The organism is Leptolyngbya sp. BL0902 (genome assembly GCF_016403105.1).
Lineage (GTDB): Bacteria > Cyanobacteriota > Cyanobacteriia > Phormidesmidales > Phormidesmidaceae > Nodosilinea.
Genome location: NZ_CP046155.1, coordinates 2,159,876 through 2,173,368, shown reverse-complemented (window position 1 = coordinate 2,173,368; position 13,493 = coordinate 2,159,876). Strand labels below are relative to the sequence as shown.

The 13,493-nt window shown below is 59.1% G+C and carries 12 protein-coding genes and 1 tRNA gene; 4 read left to right on the top strand and 9 right to left on the bottom strand.

What is annotated here, in order from left to right; all coding sequences use genetic code 11:
- Nucleotides 1-2 precede the first annotated feature (2 nt).
- Nucleotides 3-707 carry a methyltransferase domain-containing protein gene (locus GFS31_RS09685; RefSeq protein ID WP_198804653.1) on the top strand — a complete coding sequence of 235 codons (705 nt, stop codon included), beginning with the start codon at nucleotides 3-5 and terminating at the stop codon, nucleotides 705-707.
- Nucleotides 708-780: 73 nt separating this feature from the next.
- Here GFS31_RS09685 and GFS31_RS09680 read toward each other — a convergent pair whose 3' ends face one another.
- Nucleotides 781-1,668, bottom strand: a complete 888-nt coding sequence (locus tag GFS31_RS09680) for an alpha/beta fold hydrolase (protein ID WP_198804652.1) — start codon at nucleotides 1,666-1,668, stop codon at nucleotides 781-783.
- Between the two features lie 93 nt (nucleotides 1,669-1,761).
- Nucleotides 1,762-1,848: transfer RNA gene (locus GFS31_RS09675), tRNA-Ser, on the bottom strand.
- Between the two features lie 140 nt (nucleotides 1,849-1,988).
- Here GFS31_RS09675 and GFS31_RS09670 point away from each other — a divergent pair.
- Nucleotides 1,989-2,357, top strand: coding sequence for a 2Fe-2S iron-sulfur cluster-binding protein (locus GFS31_RS09670; protein ID WP_198804651.1), 369 nt, complete (start codon nucleotides 1,989-1,991; stop codon nucleotides 2,355-2,357).
- Between the two features lie 137 nt (nucleotides 2,358-2,494).
- The gene (locus tag GFS31_RS09665; protein ID WP_198804650.1) at nucleotides 2,495-3,334 is read left to right on the top strand and encodes an inositol monophosphatase family protein; all 840 of its coding nucleotides are present in this window, start codon (nucleotides 2,495-2,497) and stop codon (nucleotides 3,332-3,334) included.
- Nucleotides 3,335-3,505: 171 nt separating this feature from the next.
- On the opposite strand, the gene GFS31_RS09660 is transcribed toward GFS31_RS09665, so the two are convergent.
- A complete protein-coding gene (locus GFS31_RS09660; RefSeq protein WP_198804649.1) occupies nucleotides 3,506-4,402 on the bottom strand; it encodes an AEC family transporter in 897 nt (298 codons plus the stop codon).
- Between the two features lie 116 nt (nucleotides 4,403-4,518).
- Between GFS31_RS09660 and GFS31_RS09655 the strand changes: the two genes are divergently transcribed.
- The gene (locus GFS31_RS09655; RefSeq protein WP_198804648.1) at nucleotides 4,519-4,659 is read left to right on the top strand and encodes a hypothetical protein; all 141 of its coding nucleotides are present in this window, start codon (nucleotides 4,519-4,521) and stop codon (nucleotides 4,657-4,659) included.
- 249 nt (nucleotides 4,660-4,908) lie between these two features.
- On the opposite strand, the gene GFS31_RS09650 is transcribed toward GFS31_RS09655, so the two are convergent.
- The 6 genes from GFS31_RS09650 to GFS31_RS09625 all read right to left on the bottom strand — a co-directional run bounded on the left by GFS31_RS09650 (nucleotide 4,909) and on the right by GFS31_RS09625 (nucleotide 13,383).
- Nucleotides 4,909-5,580: a lysozyme gene (locus GFS31_RS09650; RefSeq protein WP_198804647.1), complete on the bottom strand. Its 672-nt coding sequence runs from the start codon at nucleotides 5,578-5,580 to the stop codon at nucleotides 4,909-4,911.
- Between the two features lie 11 nt (nucleotides 5,581-5,591).
- Nucleotides 5,592-7,562, bottom strand: coding sequence for a D-Ala-D-Ala carboxypeptidase family metallohydrolase (locus GFS31_RS09645; protein WP_225907356.1), 1,971 nt, complete (start codon nucleotides 7,560-7,562; stop codon nucleotides 5,592-5,594).
- A 156-nt stretch (nucleotides 7,563-7,718) separates the two neighbouring features.
- Nucleotides 7,719-8,345 (bottom strand): ribonuclease D, encoded by a 627-nt coding sequence (locus GFS31_RS09640; RefSeq protein ID WP_198804646.1) that lies wholly within the window; start codon nucleotides 8,343-8,345, stop codon nucleotides 7,719-7,721.
- 212 nt (nucleotides 8,346-8,557) lie between these two features.
- Nucleotides 8,558-9,757, bottom strand: coding sequence for a lipase family protein (locus tag GFS31_RS09635; protein ID WP_198804645.1), 1,200 nt, complete (start codon nucleotides 9,755-9,757; stop codon nucleotides 8,558-8,560).
- Between the two features lie 69 nt (nucleotides 9,758-9,826).
- Nucleotides 9,827-10,840 carry a hypothetical protein gene (locus tag GFS31_RS09630; protein ID WP_198804644.1) on the bottom strand — a complete coding sequence of 338 codons (1,014 nt, stop codon included), beginning with the start codon at nucleotides 10,838-10,840 and terminating at the stop codon, nucleotides 9,827-9,829.
- Nucleotides 10,837-13,383: a type II CAAX prenyl endopeptidase Rce1 family protein gene (locus tag GFS31_RS09625; RefSeq protein WP_198804643.1), complete on the bottom strand. Its 2,547-nt coding sequence runs from the start codon at nucleotides 13,381-13,383 to the stop codon at nucleotides 10,837-10,839. Before GFS31_RS09625 ends, GFS31_RS09630 begins: the two co-directional genes overlap by 4 nt.
- Nucleotides 13,384-13,493: the final 110 nt, after the last annotated feature.

Below are 13,493 nucleotides of genomic sequence, written 5' to 3'. Positions count from 1 at the left end.
GAATGCCCCTACCCAACGCCGATCCCTCCCCCTGGGGAGCCACCCTCCAGGCCGTTGCCCAGCGCTATAACCAAGAATTTTCGGGCCAACCCTTCGACCTCCCCCAGGAAATCGAAGAAATGCCCCTGTTCAAAGACTGGGTGGCGGGACGGTTAACGCCGCACATCTCCACGCCCTTTTGGGAAGCCATCAAACCCCACAAAAAAGATCACTGCCTCGATATCGGCTGCGGCATCAGCTTTTTGGTCTATCCCTGGCGAGACTGGGACGCCTTGTTCCACGGCCACGACATCAGCGAATTTGCCTGCAAGGCCGTCACCGCCCGGGGGCCACAGCTCAATTCCAAGCTCTTTAAGGGCATGAAACAAGCCCCCGCCCACCGTTTGCAGGATCACTACGAACCCCAGTTTTTCGACCTGGTAATCGCCACGGGCGTTAGTTGCTACTACCCCGCTGACTATTGGGACACGGTGCTGCAACAGGTGAAAAAAGTCCTCAAGCCCGGTGGCCACTTTCTGTTCGATGCCCTCAACCCCGACGCGCCCCTGGCGGAAAGCTGGGCAATTTTAGAAACCTACCTGGGGGCCGAAGTGCAGCTTGATTCCCTGGATCAGTGGCCTGCTTTGGTGAAATCGAACGGCGGACGGGTGGTTTCCCATCGCGATTACGAACTGTTTCGCCTGTTTAAGGTGAAGTGGGATGGCTAATTGAAGATTTCTAGAAGTGACTGAAGAGGTCTTGAACGGTTCTGGGGAGCTTCTAACGTCCAGGGCTGACCCGCTACGCCCAGCGGTTGAGAAATTCTTGGAGAGCCTCCACTACCAATTCAGGCTGCTCTAGGTGAGGCAGCACCCCAACGTCGGGAAGCTCTACCACCGCCTCCACGGCCTGGGGGGCGAGGCTGGCGAGGCGGCGTGTAATGTTGGGCGGCGTGAAGCGGGATTTTGCCCCCAGAATGATGTGGGTGGGGGTGGCAAGCTGGCCCATATAGCGCGATAGGTCAAAGCTAATGGTGCCGTTGAGGGAGGCCAAGGCCGCGTACTGGGCGTTGGGCTGTTGGGTGCAGGTGAGATAGGCTTGCACCATGTCCTCGGTGATGCGGCTGGGGTTGGCAAACAAGAAGGTAGACAGAAAGCCCCGAACCGCCAGTTCGTTGGCCGCACCCAGTTGATAGAGCAGGCTATCCACACCAGGGGTGCTGGCCAACAGAGCGGGCAGGCTAGCGCGGTAGTCGCGGCCAAAGTCGCCGTTGCCGGAGGGCGAGACGAGGAATAATCCCTTGAATAGATCGGGGCGCTGGGTCGCCAGCCGGATAATCACCCCCGCCGTCAGCGAGGTGGCCACCACCAGAGCGGGCGGCTCTGCCAAAGCTTCGAGCAGGTGGGTGATGACCTGAAAATAATCTTGGACGTGATAATCTCGCGCCGGATGGGCCGATTGCCCCCAGCCCACCAGATCAGGGGCGATCACCCGGTGGCTGTGGCCAAAGGCAGGATAGACCTTCGACCATTCAAAGGCAGAAGACCCACCCCCCAGGCTGTGCAAAAACACCAGGGGCGGGCGATCATCCTGGCCCTCTTCCGCAGGGGGATGGGTATAGTAGGCCATGACGCCAAGGGGCGTGGCCATCACCCGCTGCACAAAACCCGCTGGCTGAAACTGAAGCACAGAATCACGATCCGTAGACAACCATGCGTTGAGGTCAATCCATTAGCTCAGCGCTAGGGAAGACTACGCTTAGGACTATGTCAGGGCTAGGGACGGAGAGAGAGGGATTCGAACCCTCGTTAGAGTCACCCCTAAACAGCATTTCCAGTGCTGCGCCTTCAACCGCTCGGCCATCTCTCCAGGGTGTGGGGTAGCATTTCGCCACCGGATAGATATCCTACCAAAGAAAAGGCCCAAAATGCCACAATTTGTTTTGGAAGGAATTTTTCATGAGAGCATAGGAGGATAAACCCCTCATTGTCCTGGTTTTCATCGGCGCTATGGCTCCTACCCACACCGTTATCGTTCACCACCGCGATACCAACAAAACCTACCAGTTTCAGGTGCCCGAGGATCGCTATATCCTTCACACCGCCGAAAGCCAAGGCATCGACCTCCCCTTCTCCTGCCGCAACGGAGCCTGCACTACCTGCGCCGTGCGGGTGCTGGAGGGCGATCTCGTGCAGCCAGAGGCCATGGGGCTCTCTCCCGACCTGCGGGCCCAGGGCTATGCGTTGCTCTGCGTCAGCTATGCCCGCAGCGACCTGCGCGTGGAAACCCAAGACGAAGACGAGGTCTACGAACTTCAGTTTGGCCGCTACTTCGGCAAGGGCAAGGTGCGCTTTGGCCTCCCCCTAGAAGACGATTAGCCGTCGGTTGGTTGGCCCACGGGCTTGGCTCATGCCGTCGACCAACGCATCCTACTAGGCTATCCGCTGAAGAGGTCACGTCTCCTCAGCACTACCCAACGGTAGCCCTTTGTCCTTTGTCATCTGTACTGGCTCCCATGACCTTTCCCTCCGACCGTGATCTACTCACTTGGCTAGATGTAGCCACCGAAGCGGCGCAATCAGCTGGGGCGGTGCTTCAGCACTACTGGGGCAATCTCCAGGATGTGCGGGAAAAGGGGCGATCTGGCGACCTTGTAACCGAGGCGGATCGGGCCGCAGAGGCGGCGGTTATGGCGGTGATGGGCCGTCATCTGCCCACCAGTCACGGCATCTTGGCCGAGGAATCGGGAGCCGGAGGGCAAGCCAACAGCGATTTTCTCTGGGCGATTGATCCCCTCGATGGCACCACCAACTACACCCACCAATATCCCTTCTGCTCGGTTTCCATTGGCCTGCTGTTTGAGGGCGAGCCGATTTTGGGCGTGGTCTATAACCCCATCCTGAACGAGCTGTTTCAAGCGGCGAAGGGGCAAGGGGCTACCTTCAACCGCCAGCCGATGCAGGTTTCGACAACGGATAATTTGGCCCAAAGCCTGCTCGTCACCGGGTTTGCCTACGACCGCCGCGACACCGCCGACAATAACTATGCCGAATTCTGCCAGTTCACCCACCTCACCCAGGGCGTGCGGCGGGGGGGATCGGCGGCGGTAGACCTGGCCTACGTCGCCTGCGGTCGCCTCGATGGCTACTGGGAACGGGGCCTGTCTCCCTGGGATATTACCGCTGGCATTGCCCTCATCCGCGAGGCCGGAGGGAAAGTCACCGCCTACGACCAAAGCCCCCTGATCGTCCAGAGCGGTCGGCTATTGGCCACCAATGGCCACCTCCATGACGCCATGGCTCAGGTGCTTCAGCAGGTGAAACCCCTCGACTTCACACCCCTACCCCATCCCTAGGGCGTGCATCCGATGCATAATCTTTTGTCAGTCAACTAGGGCTATAGGTGTACGGCATCAATCAGAGAACTGCTATGTTTTTTGATTCAGATTGAGCGTAGGAATGACAATCCTAGCCTTCTGCCGATCTTCCTTTAGAAGGCCCGAATAGGATCGAATAGAGCCTCTAGTCTAGACAGATAATTGGGGCAGAAAAAACGCCATAACCAGCCAATAGATGGGAACAGCAACGGAGATAAAACTCATCACAAAGCGGGTGTCAAGCTGGTTTTCCTGGGCAAACAAAAGGGCTAGCATACTGGGGGGCAGAGCCGATCCCACCAACACCGCTGCCCGCTCTAGCCCCGTCAGACTAAATAGGGCAGAGATGCCCCAACCCAACCCCAGCCCAATGCTCACCTTTAGCAGGGCTAGGGCCAGAAACCGCCCTACTGAGGCGATTTGCAGGTGAAATTCTAGCCCCAGCAGCACCAGCACCAGAAATACAAAACTGTTGGCCAAAATATCCAGCAACGCCATCAGCGGGGGCGGTTGCCAGCCTAGGAAATTTAGGCCTAGGCCAATCCAGATTGCCCAAAAGAAGGGAGTTTTGACCAGTTTCAGACCCACTCGCCCTAGGGTGATTTCGGCGGATCCATACCAAGTGGCAATGCCGTAGACTACCGTTAGCAGGTAGACGGCTTGGGCCAGATCAAACAACACCAGCCGACTCAATCCCTCTTCTCCAAAGGCCAGCAGCATGGTGGGATAGCCCACGGCCCCGCCCTCAAAGGTGAGAAAGGTGATCATCCAAGCCCCAGCCTGGGGTCGTGGCCAGTTCAGCGGTTTGAGAATCAATGCCCCAATCAGGGTCAGCCCTAGGACAACAATCAGCGCGGAGAGGGGCAGGTAGATGAGGTCAGGCGTGAGAGTGGCGGTGGCCAGGGCGCGTAAAATTACTGCTGGCAAAGCCAAATAGGTCAAGAGTGTGCCGATGGTTTGGGCATCCCTAGAGCCTATCAGACCAACCCGCCGCAGCCCAAAACCCAAAACGCAGACCAGCAGCAGCGGCAGAATTTTTAACAGCACGGAGAACTCTTTCTAGAAACTACATCCTCCCCGTTGGTTTATGTAGAACGTAGGATGGATGTGCAAATCGTAATCTATGGTGAACAAAAATTGGATGGGTTTTAGAGAGCTAGTTCATGCCATGGATAGCATTGAAGGTAGTCGTGGGCGTAAACCATGATCGGTTGATTAAGGTCTTGGTCAAGCGGCTGGCCAAGCCAAATTCCTGGCTCTACCTCTTCTTTAATGGCAACTTTCAGGAACCCGGACGCCTCTGACAATAGTTTTTTCATGTCTTTTCATGGTGCTATGAATGCGTTCCTGCCGTCACCCTACATTGTTTGGAAAAGCAACATTTGCTCGATCTTAAAATCAGCAGCGATTAGTTCAAGAAGATACTGCATATCATGAAATGATGGGGCTTCTCCCTCTTCAGACTGATGATGAGTCCTAATGTCCCAAGCTTCGTGGCTAATTACTGTTAGATCGGTTTCTTCATCTGCTGAATCAATTTTGTTTAAGTAGGGCTAGGGTTTGAGGTAGAGGGTGCGTTCGGCGTCGCGGCGGCGGACGAGACCGGGCAGCACTTCGCCCCCGGCATAGACCCAGCGGGGAAATTCGGCGGCGGCTCCCGCGAAGTCTCCGGCGTTATGCTTGCGGAGCAGGGTAGAACTTCGGTAGGCGCTGAGGCCCACATTAAAGGCGAAGGACACCATGGCCGAAAACTGGTTTGCGGTGGTGGTGATGGTCAACGCCTGGGAAACGCCCCGCTCGAACACCTCCAAATCCTGCTGAAGAATCGCTTCGGCTTCGGCGGTAGTGATGGTCATACCGGGGTAGACCGGGGGCGGGCCAGCCATGCTGGTGTGGCCATAGCCAATCGTCCACACGCCGACGGAATCTTGGTAGGCAGTGGTGCGTAGTCCTTCAAAGTGTTTGACCAGGGCCAGCCCTTCGGCGTTGATTTTGCCAGCGGTGGGGGGCGGTTGCCAGGGGTCGGGTTCTGGGGCTCCGGTGCCGAGGGAAATGGTCATGGCGGTGGGGGCATCGGCGCGGGAAAACCAGGCTTCCATTCCGGTGATGTCGGCCACTTTTTCCTTGGGGTTGGCCGCTGAGGGGGCTTTGGTGATGCGGGAAATCCACACGCCGCCCTGCATCAGGTACATGGCCAGATCGGTTTCTTTAATCCAGGTGCCCATGGTTTCTCCTCCTAAGCGGGGCCAGTGCCGTCGTAGTTCCAGCGGGCGCGATAGCCCCTGGCATCAATGTGGGTGAAGGATCGGGAGCTGGCCAAGCCACCCTGGTTGCCCCACCATCTATCCAAATCCGCGTAGACATCGTAGGGATGGCGACCAGAGACGACGAAATCCACCCCATCCCCCAGCAAATGGCGCGACTGGGACGCCCCACCCACCGCCGCATTGGTGGCCGGATCGCGATACCAGGAGGTGATGATCACGGGTCTGCCGTAGCGTTTGCGGATGTCCTCCAGCGCCTTAGCAATGCGGAGAATGCCGTAGATCACCTCGGCATTGGCGGGGCGGCGATACTGCCCGGTGCTGGTGTTGACGTGGAGGGCTTCGCCCCAGGTAAAGTTGCCCCGGTCGCCGTACTGGGTTGTCCAGTAAATCGGGTCATTGGAATAATAGGTGCCGCTAAAGCCCGGAAACTGAAGGGCCATGCCGCGACTGCCGGAGGGGGGCGGCGGCGGGCCTTGGTCGGTGGGGTTGTTGCCGATTTCGGTGCCGATGATGTAGATATCCGGCACGTAGCAGAACCAGGTATTGCGCCGTTGGGAACCCAGGAACGCCCCCTTGAAGGCCACCCGCACATGGTTTTTCTCCGGCTGGGAGTAGGAGCTAATTTCTAGCACCGTGTTGGATTTCACCAGCACTTTGTCGGTTTCCGGCAGTTCGCTCGATAGGGCGGGGCTGGTTTTGAAGATGGTATCTCCCCGCACCTGGAGCAGTTGTCGCTGGCCCACAATCCGCACATGGGGGTTGTAGGCGTACCAGGTATCGATTTCGTCTTCGCCCAGGGTGGTATCGGCCAAGCGCACCTTGGCATGGTTGCCCGCCGCTGGCAGATGGCCAATCAGGCTGAACTGGGTGTTGGCCGGAATGTCTACCTTGTCCTCCGGAGCGAGGGACGAGGAAGCTATCGGCTCGGCTTTGAACACCGTATTTGTCACCGCCGTCAGGGTGATGGCGGAGATCAGCTTGGTGTCCTGGGTGTTGATGTACCACTGGGTGGCCCGACCATCGCCCAGTTCTGGCCTCACCAGGTCAATCAGCCAGCGGTCGCTGCCCTGGTCGATGTAGTACTGAATGTTCAACACTTGGCCCCTGGGTACCGCCACCTTTTGCGACTCTGGCAGGGTTTCCGGCGCTTCGGGCCGCAGGGTAAACACCGTATCCCGCACCGTCTGCACCTGAAGGCCATCGTGGGGGCGAGGGATGGTGCCGCCGCCCGTGCTGGCGCTGGCGTGGAGGTTGTAGACGTACCACAGGGTTTCGTTGCTGGGGCCAAGGGTGGTATCGGCCAGTTCAATTAGGGTGTGATTGTCCGCCGCAGGGCGAAAGGATTTGAGCCTAAAGGTTTGCGCCTCGGACACAAACACCTTGGCGCTGTTGGGCAGGCTGGTGGAGGGCTTGGGTTCTCGCTTAAACAGGGTGTCGCGGGTGACGGTGAGGGTGGCTTCGGTGCCGAGACGGGCGTGAAGATTGTAGACGTACCAAAGGGTGCGGTTGCCATCGCCCAAGGGGTCTGCCAACTCCACCCGCCAGTGGTCGCTGCCGCCATCGGCGTAGTAGCGCAGGGCCAGTTGGGTACCCCGCCGCACCCACACCTTCTCCGAGGAGGTGAGCCCGCTGGACTGCACGGGCCGAATCTTAAAGAACGTGTCGCTAGTGACAATGATTTGGTTGTTGTCTGGAATCAACAGCCCGTCCCCGGCCCCCGGCGGCGGCGGCGTGGGCAGCGGTTCTGGATCCCCCGTGCCGATGGCAAAGGTCATGCCCCTGGGCCGATCTCCACGGGCAAACCAGCCCTTCATGGCCGATACATTGGCCACCTGCTCCTTGGGGTTGGTGGTAGAAGGACGCTTGGGAATCACCTCCAGGTAGGTATTCCCGGACATCAAGTAAATGGCCTGGTCGGTTTGCTTAACCCAAGTTCCCATGGGGCGTCTCGTGGATAGGGATCGGTAATGAGAAGTCTGTGATCAGTCAGAACTCGTTCATCATAGTTCCTCTTTTCCCAGACAGAACTCCCCACCCCCGATCCGTTCCCACGGCGGAGACTTTGCCATTTATGGGCGCTCTACTGGCGATCTGCGTTAGTGCTCAAACAGGTTGTTGTATTGCAGTAGATCGAGGCTGACGAAGGTGGGTAGGCAGCGGAAGCAATCCTGGGCCAGTTCCCAGCGGTCTTCTCGCTTCAGCATGGTTTCTAGGCTGCGGTGGATGCTGTGGAGATAGCGCACATCGTTGGCGGCATAGCGCAGTTGCTCCTCCGAGAGGTTCATGGCGTTGCCCCAGTCGGAGCTTTGGGCGGTTTTGTCTAGTTCGGTGCCGTCGAGCTCCTTGACCACATCCTTGAGGCCGTGTTTGGGGCTGTAGGTGCGGCCTAGTTTGCTGGCAATTTTGGTACAAAATACCGGGTTAACGTGAATGCCGAGGTGATAGCGCAGGGTGGCGAGGTCAAACCGGGCAAAGTGAAACAGTTTGAGGCTGTGTTCCGCTTCTAAGAGCCGCTTCAGATTGGGGGCTTCGGTCTGGCCCCGTTCAATTCGCACCACAGCCACATAGCCCTCTGGATTGCTGAGCTGCACCAGGCAAAGCCGATCTCGCTGGGGCAACAGGCCCATGGTTTCGGTGTCGCAGGCCATCACCTCGGCTTGGAGGTAGCGGTTGAGGACGTCGGTGGAAAGGTCGCGGTCAAAAATCTCGAAGTTGTCTGTCATAACCGATTCAAGGGGCGATTGGGGGCTGCTGGGGGGCTAAAGGTGGCCTAGGGGGTCGGTGGCGGGCGGTTGGCCCAGGCCCGTCTGCGGTTGGCCTATACCAATCTACCGAATTGAGGAACCAAGATTCAGCAACCGATCCGGTTCATGCCAATTCATGATTTCTCTCACAGCAGGGTTGGGGCGTCCATGGCTCGATGGATCCCTGAACCCTAGGCCAGTCCTGCCAGGGGGAAATTTCTTGATTGGTTGCTTTCCACCTCGGCGTTGATGGCGCGGCGGTAGGTATCCACAATGTGGTTGGGCAGCACGTCTCCGCCCTGGCTGAGAAAGGCCCATTCTTCGCCAATATGCACAAATTCCGCCCGCATTCGGGTGGGGGGCATGGTGGGGATGGGGTCGGCCAGATTGGTGATGCGGTAGCTGTTGGGCAAAATTTGGGCGTAGCTCCGCACAAAATTGGGATTGCCCACCCTAGGGCTAGCATAAACGTAGACCTGGAGCTGGGGCTGGAGTTCGGGCACGGCGAAGGCGATATCAAGGGCCAAAACCGTCGCCAGGGCTGCACCGAGACTGTGGCCCGACACATAGCAGGGTTTGTTGGGGTTAATTTGCCGCACCGCATCCACCGCCAGGGGGTTGATGATACCGTCGGCAATGCGGCGAAACCCCATGTGGATGCGCCCGATGGACTGATCGGTGTTGGGGTTGAGGTAGTCTTGCTGTACGGCGTAGATGTTGCCGATCCATTCGGAGGTGCGCTGGGTGCCGCGAAACACCAGAATGCTGTCGTCGTCGGACTCTAGCAAAAAGCCAAAAAACACCTCGATGCGGCGACCAATGCTGACGGCGGTGGTGACACCCGTGCGGATGGCGTCCTCGGTTTGGGAGAGGTTGTCTTCTAGGGTGGTGGGGTTGTTGATCAGGGTGGGGTCGTCGATGATCTCCTGGGGAATCTGAATTTCTACGGTGTCGTTGACCTGGCGTTCCTGGCCGCGAAAATTCGTCACCAAGCGGTACTTGTCCAAACTTTCGTCGTAATCCAACAACTGCTGAAGATTGCCGTCGTAGGTGGGGTCGTTGCGCCCGGTGATGTACTGCTGGGTGGCCAGACGGCTCAGCAAAATCAGCCGTTTAGACATCTCGCGATTGTAGGGAATGGGAGGAGCCGGAAAAGCCGCCGAAGCCTGGATAGATTGAAACTCCTCCACCATGCGGGTATCGCCCGTTACTGCCGCCTGAATGATGTCGTTGGGGTTGTAGAACTGGGCGGCGTAGGCGTCAATCATGGCCTGTCGCTCGGCGGCTCGCTGTCGGCGAATCGACTCGGTGCCAAAGGTGGCGGCACTGCCAGCGGCGACACCGCCCAATAAAAAGTGTCGGCGGTTGACTTTTCCAGGGTTGATATCCATCACAAGGCTCCGACAGGGCAGTAAAGGGGTAAGAGGGAACGCAATCGGGAAATTGAATGGGGGCCAGGGCTAGGAATCCGCAGGGGGCAGCAGCGTGGGGAAGGCGCGGCGGAGGGCGACTAAATCGGGCCGTTGGGGGCTGGTGTAGAACTGGTTGGTAGATTGTCCGGCGATCCAGGTGGCGGTGGTGAATCCAGCGGCGACGGCAAAAGCTCCGGCATAGGGCACAATCACGCCGAGGGCAATCATGGTGCCCCAGGCCAAAAATCCGGCCATCACCGCCCACACAAAGCCGAAAAAGTTGCCCAAAACCGCCAGCGCATCCTGGCCCTGGGGTTTGCCCCACTGGTTGCGAATATCCCAGATCATCTTCAAAATCAGCCCTAGCACGACGAGGAATTTGACTTCCAAACTGCCCCCGCCCCGAATCGGCACTAGGCCCACAATGGCGGTGGCCATGCAGTAGTCGATAATCATGCGGCGCACTTGGCCTTCGCGGTAGATCATCGCCACCATGCCCGTTAGGGTAGAGTTGACGGTTTCGGGGGGGAGGGCTTGCAGGGGCCGACGCTCTAACCGTCTGGCCAGGGCGGGTGCTATCCCAAAGGCCGAGCGTATTTGGGCCAGGGCGGCGGCTTCTTGTCGGGTGATGCCCTTAGATCGCAGAATGCCAAAGGCGGCTTGGTACACCTGCTGCTGGCGTTCTGGAGTAGTGATGGAGGGCAGATGCTCCGCCAAGTTTGGGTGCTGATTCAGCAAGCCCTCCGGGGTGAGGTCAGCAGGCCAGGGCTGGAAGGTGGTGAGGGCCTTGAGGAAGGCGTCTAGCTCCAGCGGGGTGGGGGTGCCGTCCAAATTGGCCACAGCGGCGAGGGTATGGAGGCAGGCGCGTTTTTCCAGATCGTTCCTTTCCCAATCAGTTGCTCCCAGGTTCCCCGTTTCGAGATTCTCCGTTTCGAGATTCTCCGTTTCCAAAGCACTCGATTCGAGATCGTTGCCGGGACTGCGGTCGTCTGGGGTGCTTCCCCCTGGGGCATCCTGTCCTAGATGGTCTTGTTTCGGATTGGCGTTATCGTTGGGCATCATGGCAACACCTCGGCAGGGGGTAGCGCAGGGTCGGGTTTGGGGGCGCGGCGGCCCAGTCTGGGCATTCGGTCAAAGCCGCCGAGGGTGAAAAGCCACACCACCACCACGGCCCAATGCACCCACACCACCAGCCACAGGGAGCCCGTGATCCAATACAGCCCCGCCAATAGCAGCCCCAGCCAGCCCACCAGGGTGAGGAAGCGGCGATCTTGTAGGGTGTCCTTAGCTTCCCGGTACAGGGTTTTTCCTAAGCCGTAGTGGTACAGCACAAACAGCGTCACGCTTAGCACCGTCCACAGCAGCCAGCGCCACCCCGGCACGCCCTCCATGGGGTGGGGCAGCATCGCCACCCGGAAGATCAGTTCCTCCACCAGGCAGGGCACAAACCAGAGCTTCACCCCGGCCAAGAGGGTATAGATGGGCGACTCCATGGCGTTTTTGCCCACCAAAAATCCGCTGCGACGGCCAAAGGGCAGGGCCACGGCTCCGTAGAGAAGCAGGCCCAATAGACTCACTAAAATCGTGTCGGGTTGGGGCCAGGTGACAAAGGCATCGGCCAACCGCTGGGCCACGGTGCCAACGACGGGAATGCCGCCCATCAGCCCGGTGGGAGGAATGGGCTCTATGCGGGGATCGTTGCCGCCCACCATGTTCGTTCGCAAAAACCAAAGCTGGCCCCCGTGGCGCAGGAACACACGGGCTACCGCATCATGACCCCAGCGGGGCATCATCGACTGCCAGCTCAGGGCACCGCTAAAGAGGCCGCGATTGTTGGCGAACACCCCGGTCGTATCCACCCCTGCCAGGGTGTCGGCGTTGCTTTGCCAGTCGGGCCGGATGACGCCGTAGGGGGTGAGTAGCGCTTCCAAGTCTTCCCCTAGGGCCACAAATTCTAGGGCGCGGCGGGCTTCAGGACTGTTGGGGTTTTGCCGCACCCACGCCACAATCTGCGGGTTTTCCTCAATCTGTCGGCGGATTTGCTGCATGGCGATAAATAACGCCTGGTTGGAATCCTGCACGCAGGAGGTGGCCGGGGTTACGCCGGAAAATCCGGTGCCGTCCCCGGTGCGGTAGCGGGCCATCATCACCTGGGTTTGAATCAGCAGTTCGCGAAACAGCGACACCGTCACATCGCCAAACTGCAAGGGCGTGATGAAGGAATCGAGCTTCACCACAATGTCCGACAGGGGACGCAGCCCCAACCAGCCCCGCTGCATGTCCCCCGTATAGTCAGCCCAGTCGTGGGTGCCGGAGATAATGCCGCCGCCGTTGTGGGCATAGACTTGCTGATACTGCACCGCAAACTGAAGCTCGTTAGTGATGGGCTCTCGCACCACGCGGGTGAGGCCGTAGGAAAAGTGGCCTGTGACCGTTCCCACGGGGGCAAACTCGCTATTTTCGCCGCCAATGCCGCCAAACAGGTGAACCAGCAGGCCATAGTCGCCCTCTTTCCATTGGGCGCGGGCCGCATCGGAACTGCCACCGTTGGGGCTAACTAGGACGCGCTGGAGGGTGCCCTTGCGCTGGGGCGTATCCCGCCAGTTGCCTCGATTGATGTACTTCAGCCCCGGATCGCGCCCCAGCACCACTTGGTCGGGCTGAAGCTGAAACAGCGCCCTCGGCTTGAGGGACTGCACCGTAAACATCCCATCGCCATCCCGCGAACCGTAGATATACCAGCCCTCCCGTCCGGCGGGGGAATCCACTAGGTCGCGAATATTGGAGAAAAACCGCTCGCTGCGAGCCATGGGTTGCTGGGGAATCCGCACCGTGCCGATGGGGCCAGTAAAATCCTGGGTCGCTGCATCGTAGAACTGCACCCGGAAGAATTCCGTCGGGCAAGGCGCAGGGCCAGGGCATTCTGTCGGCAGGGTTGCATTCACCGCCTCGTCCGGCTCTAACAGCTTCACCAAACCATACTCGCGCCCAGTAATTTGAATGGGCTCTAGGGTGGTTTGCAGCACGGGCCGACCGTTTTCATCTACCCGTTCCGGCTCCACCAGCCGCACCGTCACATCATCCTGGGGACGCGCCCCGGCCAAAGACTGCATCGGCCCCACCTGCTTGCGCCCATTCAGTCGAATCGGGACAATATTGCCATTCTCCCAAAACCGCTCGGCCTGGGGGGAAAAGGTAATATCCTTCGTCACCGCCTGGATGTAGCGGGTGTTGTCTTCCCCCGGTTGCCAGGTCAGCTTCACCACCTGCCCCACCATGGCCGGATCCGCCCCATGCCACACCTCAAACCAGGCCCAATCCCCCGGATCGGCGGCATACTCGTTCTCACTGGGCAAAATCAACCGCCCAAGCCAATCCCCGTTGGGTCGCAGCAGGGGCGAAGTGGGCAGGGGCGTGATGGGGTAGTTCTCCGCCCGGTTGAAGGGCTGAGCCTGGGCCAGTTCGTAGTTAGACAGGGGCATGGGTCTTGGGGTGAGCCCCCCGGTTTCTGAGTGATCTTGCCCCCACGCCACCGAACCCAGCAGCACCAAGCAGGCCACACTGAGGGCCAAGGCTAACCATCGCCGCCAGCCCTTCAGCCGCAATCCTATCGACCCTATCGACCGACGCCAAAACCTAGTAGAAGACCCAGAATACACAGCACTACGGTTAGCCATCGGCACATTAGATGGGGGGCAAGGCCAATTATAAGGAC